Consider the following 7,723-nt stretch of genomic DNA (forward strand, 5'->3'; position numbering starts at 1 on the left):
TTGGATCTCATAGGGGGGATTGCACCCTGTTCTCTATAACCGTCTTCACGTCGACCAGGTGGGCCCTCATCCGTGCCTCGGCCTGCGCCGCGTCACGTGCTTCGATGGCCTCCAGGATCGCCAGGTGCTCGTCGTAGTCACGGCGCCGGTCGTCGAAGATCTGCAGGATCTCCCGCTGCTCCGGGCCGTGGACGGTGAGCAGCGAGTCGACGATCTCGTGCAGCACGCTGTTGCCCGCCATCCCGGCCGTCGCCCGGTGGAAGGTCATGTTGGCGTCGTGCAGTTCGGCGTCCTCGCCGCGCAGGTGCCTGCCCGCCTCGTCGAGCACCCGCTTGAGCGCCGCCAACTCCTCGTGACCGGCGTTCTCGGCGGCCAGGGCCGCCAGCGGGGGTTCGATGACGATCCGCGCGCCGAGCAGGTCGAGGAGCTGCGCGGCGTGCATCTCGCGCATGTTCGGGTTGGGCAGGACCAGCCGCTCGATGTCCGCTCCGACATAGATGCCGGAGCCATGGCGCAGCTCGATGGCCCCGGTGGCCTCGAGTCTGCGTAGCGCCTCGCGCAGCGTCGGGGTGGTGACGGCGAAGCGCTGGGAGAGCTCCCTGGTCGAGGGCAGCCTGTCGCCTGGCCGGTGCCCTCCTGTACGGATGAGCTCCAGCATGCGCTCGGTCAGAGCGTCGGAAAGCGTGGGCCGCGCTACCTCGGACATATCAAGTGATCTAATCACTTTTCTCCCCTTGCCGTCTATGAGGAACTTGGATTTCGTTACCTGAGAGCTGTGATGACGTGTTGCGCGACACACCCGGGCTCCTGGCGGGGCTTCGGACGAGACTTCGTGCGCGCACAGCCCGCAGCACACGGCACATCGAGACACCCCGAACGCCGAGACACCCGGAACGCCCAGAACGCCCCGGACGTCGAGTCACCCGGGGCGTCGGGTCCGCCCGCTAGGAACAGGCGCGGGGAAGCCGCACTGGCCGCCGCCTCACCGCTTGACGAGGTTCATCATCATGTCGATCTGCCCCCGGCGGGACGTCTGCACCTGAGCCGCCCACTCCTGGACCTCGGGGTTGGCCCCGCCCGACACCTCCGCCGCGGCCATCTGGACGGCGTCGTCCTGATGCGCGATCAGCAGGTTGAGCAGGTCGTAGTCGAAGTTCTTCGACTTCCGCAGCGACTCGATCTGCTTGAGGTCGGTCTCGGGCATGCCGCCGTGGTGGTCGTGCGCGCCGGTCGCGGGCGTCAGCGGCTGGCCCCAGGCGTGCAGCCAGCGCAGCATCCTCTCGACCTCGTCCTGCTGCGTGCTCTCGATGGCCGCGGTCAGCGTCTTGACCTCGGGATTCTTGGTACGGGACGTGCCCACCTTGGCGATCTCGATGCCCTGGCGGTGATGCTGCACCATCATCTGCACGAACATCACGTCCTCGGCGTTGACCGGCGACTCGGGCTGGGCCTGCCCACAGGCGGTGGCCAGGAGGAGCCCGAGGATCGCTAAGACTGCGCGCACCCGCCTCAACTCCCTGTATATAGATAGGAAACCTTCCTAATCGATCACGGGCAGGCACGCAAGAGCACTCCCACGCTTCGGGACAAACCGCTCACAGCGGGTGCTCCAGCCTGGCGCATGGGCACGAAACTCCTGGCCCGCGTCATCACGTCCCCCGGGCGCCCCCGCACCTCGGCGACGTACGCCAGGGTGTGGTTCGGTCACGGCGCGACCTCGTTTCGCCGATCGCCCGTCCCCGCCATCGGTTTCCCCGTTGACGTCAACCTGGCTTGAGGTTGCAGGGTGGTCCTCGTGGGAAATCTCGAGATCGGCGTCATCCTGCCCGGGGTGGCCGTACAGCGCAGGGAAGGCATCACGCCCGCCGCGGCCGCCAGGCACGTGGAGGACGCGGGACTGGACGGCGTCTGGCACGGAGACCACCTGGCCATCGGCGCGCCCACGCTGGACGCGCCCATCGTCCTGGCCACCGCCGCCACGGCCACGAGCCGCATCCGAATAGGCACCAGCGTGTTCGTACCGGCCATCCGCCCCCTGGCCTGGGCCGCCAAGCAGATCGCGACCCTCCAGTACGTCTCCGGGGACCGACTCGTGCTCGGGGTCGGGTCCGGCGGGGGCGCTGGGCAGTGGGCGGCGGCCGGGGTCGCGTACGCACAGCGGGGGCGGCGTACGGACACGGCCCTGGAACTGCTGCCCCGGCTGCTGGCGGGCGAGCCGACGCGGCTGCCGTCGTACGAGCGGGCTTCGGCCGCCGCGCTCCCGGAGGAGAGCGGCGAGCCCGTCGAACTGACCCAGCCGTTGAACGCGGCGAGCCCGTCAAGCTGACCCCAGCCGTTGAGCACGGCGAGCCCGCCGAGCTGACCCCAGCCGTTGAACGCGGCGAGCCGGTCGAGCTGACCCCCGCCGTCACGATGCCACCCGTTTGGGTGGGGAACGCCTCGCCCGCGGCCATCCGGAGAGCCGCCCGGCTGGGCGACGGCTGGTTCCCGTCGCTCATCTCTCCCCGCGAGGTCGCCGAGGGCCGGGCCCGACTGGCGGAGCTGGCCGCCGAACACGGCCGCCCCACCCCGCTGATCGCCATCGGCGGCACCTCCGCACTCGGAGACGGCCCGGGGCTCCCGTCCCGGGAGGCGCTCGCCTCAGGCATCGGCTCCGCCTACGGACGTCCCCTCCAGGACGTCATCGACATCCCCCTCACCGGCCACCCGGAGGCAGCGGCGGAGCGGCTGGCCGAGTACCGCGAGGCCGGGGCGACCCACGCGATCATCGGCATCTCGGGCGGCGACGACTGGCGAGCCCAGGTCGACCTGCTGGCCGAAACCAGAACCCTGCTCAACTGACACCCGCCCCTCGCTCCCGTCCTGAGCCCTGACCAGGCCCTCTGAACTGAGCCCAGCCTCAGCCCAGGTGTGAGGCGGCCCGCCAGCAGTCCTCGGCCCCCGGCTGCCCGCACCCCCGCAACCGATCGAGCACCTCGGCCAGCTCCGCCGTTCTCGCGTTGCCGGGGTCGTTGGACTCCTGACGCGGATCCCGCACCGTGTCGTAGTACTCGGGCTGCTCGACCCCTTCGTACTCGACATACAGCTCCCCGGCGGTGCGCACCGCCGCGTAGCCGGGCATTCCCGCCTGCGTCTCCTCCGCGTCGGGGTCCGGCTCGCCGGGCGCGGCCGGATCCGGCCTGACGTGCTCGATCAGCGCCGCCTGCCGCCACTGCCCGACCTTGCGCCCCTGGACGAGCGGCAGCAGGCTGCGTCCGTCGCGGTCTCCCGCGTCCCGGACCCCGGCCAGGTCGAGGAAGGTCGCGAAGAGGTCCACGTTCTGCACGATGGCCTCGCTCACCAGGTCGCCGCGCCGTCCCGCCGCCGGCCGCTTGACGAGCAGCGGCACCCGTACGTCGTGGTCGTAGGCCGTGGACTTGCCGCGCAGGAGCCGATGCTGCCCCAGGTGGAACCCGTTGTCGCTGGTGAACACCACGTACGTCGAGCGCCGCTCCGCGTCCGACAGCGTGCCCAGCACCCGCTCCACCATGTCGTCCACCGACTGCACCATGCGGATCCGATCCCGGAAGTCCTGACGCAGCTCCTTGACGAGTTGCGGGCCGAGCGGCTCCCGGCGAACCCAGGCCGGTTTGTCGGCCGTGTCCTCATCGAACGCGGGCAGCGCGGCCACGTCGATCGTGGCGCAGTCGGGCCCGCCGCAGTCACCGTTCGGGAACTCCCCGGCGGGGAACTGGTCCTTCGGCCGGTCCCGCCGCGCGGGCGGGAAACGCGGCTCCTTCTCCCCCGGCTTCGCGCCGATCCTGGAATGCGGCGCGAAAGGCGAGACCTGGAGAAAGAACGGCTCCCCCGGCGCGTGCCGCCTCGACCGTTCGATGAAGTCCACGGCCCGCTGCCCGAGTTCGTCCACCAAGTAGGTCCCGTCTGAGGAGTCGATGGGCTTGTCGCCGGCCGACTCCTCCTTGACGTAACGCGTGAGCTGGTACTTGAACTCGCTGTATCCGCCCCCGCCCGCCACATGCCATTCGTCCCAGCCGACGGGCACGCGGTAGTCGGCGTCCAGCGGGTATTCGTTGATGTATTTCCCGAGGTAGCCCGTACGGTAGCCGGCCTGGTCGAGGGCGGCGGCGTACGTCCGCGCCTCGTGCTTCTCGAAGGCCCGATAGCCGCCGCCGTCGGACCCCTTGTTCGTCTCGACCCCCGTGTTGTGCGGGAACTGGCCGGTGAACATGGAGGCCCGCGACGGGCAGCAGAGCGAGTTGGAGACGTAGTAGTTGCTGAACGTCGTACCGTCGCGGGCCAGCCCGCTCACGGCGTCCATATACTGGAGCAATTCGGCCGAAAGATCATCGACGAGAAAGAAAATGATGTTCGGCTGTCTGGGCTTGGCAACCGTCCCAGCCCCGGCCTGCGACGCCACGGTCATGGCCAGGACGACGGCTAACGCCACCGCCACGGCCCTGCGAACATTCCCGGTCACGGACATGACCGCCCCTTTGACAATTGACGGGAGATCGGAGTCGCGATGCTAATCGCCGACCACGCGACCGATCAACCGTCCACCAGGCCACGGCACGCACTCGCCCCCGCGGCAGTCCCCTCCACCAAGGCGGCACGTTGAATTTCACGGTCGATTACGAGCCCACTCCCGACGAAGTGGCGCGAGCGTTGAAGCTGGGCCTGCGGCGGCAACTCAAGGTCCCGATCCGGGCCCTGATCGCCGTCCTGCTGGTGCTGGGCGCGCTCTGCCTCCTCCTCGGGAACCTGGGCCTGGGCATCGGCATGCTGGCCGGGGCCGTCGTGTTCCCCTTCGCCCTGACCTGGTCGATCCGCCGGACCGCGCGCAGGCAACTGGGCTACCTGTGCATTCCCACCACGATCCACGTGACAGACGACGGCATCGACTCCCGTACGGAGCAGACCACCTCCTCCATGCGATGGTCCTTCTTCAGCCAGGTGGTGCACGACCCCGAATTCTGGCTGTTCTTCGTGAACAGGCAACTCACCGGCTTCCTCCCCCGCCGCGCCTTCACCCAGGAACAGCAGGCCCAACTCGACACCGTTCTCACGCCCCCGTCCAGAACGACGCCATAACCCCGTCGATCACACCGCCCGCCGCAACGTGAGCGACTGAAACCTGTGTCCGCCGACTTCCACGACATGGAAGTCCACGATCTCGAAAGCCTTCCGCGCGTACTCCTGAAGCCGCTCGTCGCTACGGAACGAGAAGAACCTGGGCGGGTAATGATCGTCCCTTTCGAAGGGGCCCTCCTCAGTCGCGTCGGCCAGGCCGTACACACCGAGAAAGAACAGGCCACCGGGCCGCATCAGCGCGTGGATCGCATCCAGAACCGCTGCCAGGTCACTGTTGGGGACATGCAGCAAGCAGTTCAGCGCGTACACCGCATCGAACGAACCGGCTGCGAAATCGAGACCCAGAAAGTCCATGACATGGGCCTCAATTCCTTTCTCTCGGCAGAGCGCAACCATGGCGGGCGACAGATCGACAGCCACGACTTCCAGCCCGTTCTCCTGAAAGTACGCACTGTCCTGACCGCTCCCTGCGCCGACCTCCAGCAGTCGCCGGCAACCGTGACCCCGCAGACGTTCCAGAAACGCCTCCCGCTCTGCCAGCTTCCACGGGGCCTTGCCCATGACATCACGCTGTCGGGCACCGTCGTCGTACGCCGTTCGGAGAGGACCGATCACCTCGTCATAACGCACAGTCATGCGGCCATGATGCCCAATCAAAGACCTTCGACAACGGCCGGCCGACGGAACCTGATCGCCCCTGCTTCCCGTCGAAGCCCGCGACCGTCACTCAACTCAAGGAGAACACTCAGAAACGCTCGACCACCCGCCTTTGACCAGGTTCTCCGCTCCGCGCCGACCTCCACCTGTGCCTCGATGCTCGCGGCGCTCGGCGTCCACCCGTGCGTGACGACGCACACCCTGCGGCACTCGCAAACCTCGGTGACCAATGAACGTCTACGCACAGATCGCCAGCCCGGAAGCCCCGGAAGCCTGTAAGGCCCTCAACCGGCTCAACGACAATCCAGATCATTAGACCCGGTAGCTGGATATGGCGCTTCGCGCGCCCTTCCAGGTCGCGCGGAGCACGGATAAACGCGCGAAGCGCCATATGCCGTACCCTTCCCAGTGCGTTCTCCGAGAGGGCCTCAACTCACGAGCCGCCTAGAACGGCTCAGTCACAGTGCCTGTCGTAGTAGGTGGCACCGTTGCCGCCGATCTTTCCTGAGATGTCGATGCAGTCGCCCGGAGCGGAGACGTAAACCGGCCCCGCGTACTCGTGGAAGTTCCCCGAGTCACTGTCGAACCATGCCGTTTTGTCCGCGTTACGGATTCTCACCTCCTTGTAGCCGCGCTTGGTGGGCGTGGCGTAGGTGAGGGCGCAGTTCTTCTTTGTGGACTTGGAGTAGTAGACGTGTATGCGGCCGACCGTCTTGCCCGAGCTATTGCTGATCTTGTATACGTCGAGCTGGTAGTAACCGCTGCCGCATGGGCCAGCCGCGTATGCCGGCGTAGCGCTGGCGACCAGGCAGGTGGAAACCATCGCAGCGCCGGCCAAGGCCGCGAGCTTGGTCCGAATGTTCATGCCCTTCCTTCCGCTGAGCCCCACCGTCCTCGCAGAACTCGGGAGCCCTCTGTGACGGATGGGGCGATTGTTGCGGTTTGTGATCATACAGGCACTCAGTCGCGCTCGAAGGGCAAACGTAGAGCCGACGCCCACTGCGCTCCTCATGATCAGGCGTGTTTGCCCTGGTCAGAGATGAGCCGGGGACGCGAGGAACACCGGAACGCTTCCCGCACCGTTCCCCCGTACGTGGCCGTGCAGCAGACCGGCCGTACCAGCGGGGTCACAGCAGGCGGCGGACGAGAAGGAGGCGGGCGAGCGATGGAACACGCGCCCGTGTGTTCGCCCCGACCGTGGGCACTCCACTCGACTCCCACAACGTGCGGCGCGCCTTCCGCGCGGTCATCACCAAGACCTTCCTCGACCCCGATAAGTGAACGCCCAGAGAGCTTTGAGTACTGGCCGCCATCACACCCGGGCTCTGGGCCCGGCGCCACTGGCACACCACTCCTTCTGGCTCGTCATCGGCTTCCCGATCACGGCCATCAGCGTCCTGGCGTCCAGGCGCGAGGTCGCCCTCGGCTGCGGCCTGACCAAGAATCGGCAGCGCATCTGGTGCACCACCGTCCCCGGCCTGGTCACGTCGACCGACATCGCCCGCGTCCGGTGCAAGTGGCAGCGCCTACGGGTCGGCGACAGACCGTCATACAGCCGACCTGGCGATCGCGTGGGCCAGTGGCGCACGACTGCCCTCTGCGTTCCTCACCTGGCTGCACCGCGACGTCGAGGACGTCTGCTCGCCGCTGCGCCGGACCATGGCCAACTTCGCCGCGAAGACCTGCTCAGCATGGGCCCCCTTGCCAGGAAGATCAGGGCCCCTTCGAGCAGCGATCAGCCCACCTGCTGAATGACACTGCTGTACGCGACAGCAAAAAGCCCTCCTGGATCATCCCGGAGGGCCTTTGAGCTGGGAGCCGCCTTGGGGATTCGAACCCCAGACCCCTTCATTACGAGTGTGTGGGACTGTACGGTCTTCGACTCTGGCCCACTTTCGGTGGTGACGGACCGTGATAGTTCGTGTCGGTACATGGCTATCTCGGGGTGCTGTGTCAGCGTGACGCCGGTGTGACG

8 protein-coding genes are annotated in these 7,723 nt (G+C 67.5%); 3 read left to right on the forward strand and 5 right to left on the reverse strand.

What is annotated here, in order from left to right:
- Window positions 1–7 precede the first annotated feature (7 nt).
- Entirely contained in the window at window positions 8–706 is a 699-nt protein-coding gene (locus ACZ6S0_RS40605; RefSeq protein ID WP_465924649.1) for a FadR/GntR family transcriptional regulator, read from the reverse strand.
- A gap of 276 nt (window positions 707–982) precedes the next feature.
- Entirely contained in the window at window positions 983–1,504 is a 522-nt protein-coding gene (locus ACZ6S0_RS40610; RefSeq protein ID WP_465924650.1) for a DUF305 domain-containing protein, read from the reverse strand.
- A 291-nt stretch (window positions 1,505–1,795) separates the two neighbouring features.
- Between ACZ6S0_RS40610 and ACZ6S0_RS40615 the strand changes: the two genes are divergently transcribed.
- Both ACZ6S0_RS40615 and ACZ6S0_RS40620 read left to right on the forward strand, forming a co-directional pair.
- Window positions 1,796–2,326, forward strand: coding sequence for an LLM class flavin-dependent oxidoreductase (locus ACZ6S0_RS40615; protein ID WP_465924651.1), 531 nt, complete (start codon window positions 1,796–1,798; stop codon window positions 2,324–2,326).
- A 68-nt stretch (window positions 2,327–2,394) separates the two neighbouring features.
- Complete coding sequence (locus ACZ6S0_RS40620) at window positions 2,395–2,841, forward strand: LLM class flavin-dependent oxidoreductase (RefSeq protein WP_465924659.1); 447 nt, start codon at window positions 2,395–2,397, stop codon at window positions 2,839–2,841.
- Between the two features lie 58 nt (window positions 2,842–2,899).
- Here ACZ6S0_RS40620 and ACZ6S0_RS40625 read toward each other — a convergent pair whose 3' ends face one another.
- The gene (locus ACZ6S0_RS40625) at window positions 2,900–4,483 is read right to left on the reverse strand and encodes a sulfatase family protein (RefSeq protein ID WP_465924652.1); all 1,584 of its coding nucleotides are present in this window, start codon (window positions 4,481–4,483) and stop codon (window positions 2,900–2,902) included.
- A gap of 131 nt (window positions 4,484–4,614) precedes the next feature.
- Between ACZ6S0_RS40625 and ACZ6S0_RS40630 the strand changes: the two genes are divergently transcribed.
- Window positions 4,615–5,091: a YcxB family protein gene (locus ACZ6S0_RS40630; RefSeq protein WP_465924653.1), complete on the forward strand. Its 477-nt coding sequence runs from the start codon at window positions 4,615–4,617 to the stop codon at window positions 5,089–5,091.
- A gap of 9 nt (window positions 5,092–5,100) precedes the next feature.
- Here the strand turns inward: ACZ6S0_RS40630 and ACZ6S0_RS40635 are convergent, their stop codons facing one another.
- Both ACZ6S0_RS40635 and ACZ6S0_RS40640 read right to left on the reverse strand, forming a co-directional pair.
- A complete protein-coding gene (locus ACZ6S0_RS40635; protein WP_465924654.1) occupies window positions 5,101–5,727 on the reverse strand; it encodes a class I SAM-dependent methyltransferase in 627 nt (208 codons plus the stop codon).
- Between the two features lie 475 nt (window positions 5,728–6,202).
- The gene (locus ACZ6S0_RS40640) at window positions 6,203–6,613 is read right to left on the reverse strand and encodes a hypothetical protein (RefSeq protein WP_465924655.1); all 411 of its coding nucleotides are present in this window, start codon (window positions 6,611–6,613) and stop codon (window positions 6,203–6,205) included.
- Between the last annotated feature and the right edge of the window lie 1,110 nt (window positions 6,614–7,723).

The organism is Nonomuraea sp. NPDC051298 (assembly GCF_055586305.1).